At 68.8% G+C, this 2,762-nt stretch carries 3 protein-coding genes; all 3 read right to left on the bottom strand.

Annotated elements, in window-relative coordinates; genetic code table 11:
- Positions 1 to 375 (bottom strand): FadR/GntR family transcriptional regulator (locus ACRDUX_RS13970; RefSeq protein WP_526414624.1); only part of this gene is annotated, 375 nt, incomplete at its 3' end.
- Positions 376 to 414: 39 nt separating this feature from the next.
- On the bottom strand, positions 415 to 1,536 hold the full coding sequence (locus ACRDUX_RS13965; RefSeq protein WP_526414623.1) for an L-talarate/galactarate dehydratase: 1,122 nt from the start codon (positions 1,534 to 1,536) through the stop codon (positions 415 to 417).
- Between the two features lie 68 nt (positions 1,537 to 1,604).
- Positions 1,605 to 2,702, bottom strand: a complete 1,098-nt coding sequence (locus tag ACRDUX_RS13960; RefSeq protein ID WP_526414625.1) for an alcohol dehydrogenase catalytic domain-containing protein — start codon at positions 2,700 to 2,702, stop codon at positions 1,605 to 1,607.
- Between the last annotated feature and the right edge of the window lie 60 nt (positions 2,703 to 2,762).

Below are 2,762 nucleotides of genomic sequence, written 5' to 3'. Positions count from 1 at the left end.
GTCCAGCGCCGCCTTGATCGCCGCCCGGCCTGCGGCAGTCACACGGGACGCCGCCAATGCCGCTGTCTCGCATTCGATCCCGATGCGGAAGTCGACCATGTCGAGCACGTCCCTGTGGGTCCGGATGGCAGCGGACTCGATGGTGAAGGACGTCGGTTCTGGCATGGCGAGCACGAACGAGCCACGGCCCTGGAAGGTCTCGACGAGCCCTTCGGCGCGCAGCCGCGTCACCGCCTCGCGCACCACCGTCCGAGAGACGCCGAACTCCTCGATCAGCTCCGACTCCGACGGCAGCTTGTGGCCGGGGGGCAGTTCGCCGGTGAGGATCTTGTCCTTCAGGCCCGTGACGACCCGCTGCGCCAGCGTCGTCGTCACGCTGGCCGCCCAACTGCTCGCGCGGTTGTCACGACCACGTCACGGCTTCCCGAAGGACGCCGTCTGCACCGTCCGCGCCCGCATCTCGTCGCTGAGCGTGAAGCCGAGCCCCGCGCGCTCCGGAAGCCACATCCGGCCGTCGTGAATGTCGATCCGCTCGTTGAAGAGTGGGTTGAGCCACTCGAAGTGCTCGACCCATGGCTCGGTCGGATACGCCGCGGCCAGGTGCAGGTGGATCTCCATGGCGTAGTGCGGGGCAAGCGCCAACCCGGCGTGCGCGGCGAGCGTCGCGAAGCGCAGAAAGGGCGTGATACCGCCGATCCGGGGAGCATCGGGTTGCACGATGCCTCGGTATCCCGCGTCGATGAGCGCCATGTGCTCGGGCACGGAGGTGAGCATCTCCCCGGTGGCGATCGGCGTATCGAAGGTGTGGCTGAGGTCGGCGTGGCCAACGGCATCCCACGCATCGAGGGGCTCTTCGATCCAGATCAGGTCGAACGCCTCGAGCTCACGGCACATGCGACGCGCCCTGGCCCGGTCCCACTGCTGGTTGGCGTCGACCATCAACGGCGTCTCGCCGAGGTGCTCGCGCATCGCCGCAACGCGGTCCAGGTCCTTCTTCCAATCCGGCTGCCCGACCTTGATCTTGATACCACCGATGCCGGCCTCCACGGAGGCGGTTGCCTTCTCCTTCATCTCCTCCAGCGACGCCTGGAGAAATCCGCCGGAGGTGTTGTACACCCGGCACGAATCACGATGAGCGCCAATCAACTTGGCCAGCGGCAGGTCGGCGCGGCGCGCCTTCAGGTCCCACAGCGCGACGTCGAGTGCGGCGATGGCCTGGGAGGCGACGCCCGAGCGTCCGACCGACGCGCCTGCCCAGAGCAGCGACTGATAGATCCGGTCGATGTCCGAGGGGTCCTGACCGACGGCGACCTCGGCGATCTCCGCCAGGTGCGCGTACTGCGCCGGTCCGCCCGCCCGCTTGGAGTAGCTGAACCCCATGCCCTCGAGGCCCTGCTCGGTGACCACCTCCACGAATAACAGCACGGTTTCCGTCAACGGTTTCTGACGGCCGGTGAGCACCTTGGCGTCGCTGACGGGAGTCGCAAGCGGTAGTACGACGTGCGACAGGGTGAGGTGGCGGATGCGGTCGGACATTGGACTCCCGATCAGTTATATGACAAGTACCAAACTCATCATACAAGTAGATCGCCGCTTGGCCAGCCCTAGAACTCGATGATCTGCCGCACCGCGTTGCCGTCGGCGAGCTCGTCCATGCCGTCGTTGATCTGATCGAGGCCGATAGTCGATGACACCAGCTCCTCGATGGGCAGCCGGCCCGCCCGCCACAGCGAGACGAAGCGCGGGATGTCCCTGGCCGGGACGGCGGACCCGAGGTAGCTGCCGATCAGTGACCGCCCCTCGGCGACGAAACCCAACGGCGACAAGCTGATTCGTGCGTCGGGCCGGGGCAGCCCGACGGTGACGGTGCGGCCGCCTGGACCGGTCAGTGCGATGGCGGTCTCCAGGGCGGCGGGGTGACCGGCCGCCTCGATGACGATCCGCGCCTTGAGATCCCCGACCTGATCGGGGGTGACGGCGGCGTGGGCGCCCAGGCTCCTGGCCCGCGCGAGCTTGTCGGGCAGCTGATCGACGGCGACGACCTCGACGTCGTCGTGCGCGAGCGCGGTCAGCAGCGCCGCCATGCCCACCCCGCCCATGCCGACGATCGCGATCGTGTCCCCGGGACGGGGCCGCCCAGCGTTGAGGACCGCACCGCCGCCGGTGAGCACGGCACACCCCAGCAGGGACGCCACTACGGGTGGGACGTCGTCGTCCACCGGCACGACGGAGCGGCGGTCCACGACGGCGTGCGTGGCGAAGGCCGAGACGCCGAGGTGATGCAGCACCGGACCCTCGTCGGTGGCGAGTCGCGTTCCGCCGCTCAGCAGCACTCCCTCGGCGTTGGCGGCGCTTCCGGGGATGCACGGTGCGAGCCCGTCGGTCGCGCATGCCGCGCACTCTCCGCAGCGGGGCAGAAACGTCATCACCACTCGCTGACCGACGGCGATGTCGCCAATGCCGGCGCCGATCCGCTCGACGATGCCCGCCGCCTCGTGCCCCAGCAGCATCGGCACGGGCCGGACCCGGTTGCCGTCGACCACGGACAGGTCGGAGTGGCACAGACCGGCGGCCTCGATGCGGACCAGCAGTTCGGAGTCGCCGGGCGGCGCGAGCTCGAGGTCGGTGATCGTCAGCGGCCGGGACTCTGCGTAGTTGCGGGGTGCAGCGATGCGTTCGAGGACGGCTCCGCGGATCTTCATGTTCGCCAGCTTGCCAGTGCCTGACGTCTTCGCGCCGAAACCGCATTCCCTGTCGTTGAG

Source organism: Mycobacterium sp., assembly GCF_050701675.1.
Taxonomy (GTDB): domain Bacteria; phylum Actinomycetota; class Actinomycetes; order Mycobacteriales; family Mycobacteriaceae; genus Mycobacterium.
The sequence above is the reverse complement of the archived record's forward strand: the minus strand, read 5'-3'. Positions and strand labels throughout refer to the sequence as shown.

Bases quoted from the DNA above. Each gene is read 5' to 3' on its own strand.
- ACRDUX_RS13960 (WP_526414625.1), bottom strand. From the start codon at position 2,702: ATGAAGATCCGCGGAGCCGTCCTCGAACGCATCGCTGCACCCCGCAAC.
- ACRDUX_RS13965 (WP_526414623.1), bottom strand. From the start codon at position 1,536: ATGTCCGACCGCATCCGCCACCTCACCCTGTCGCACGTCGTACTACCG.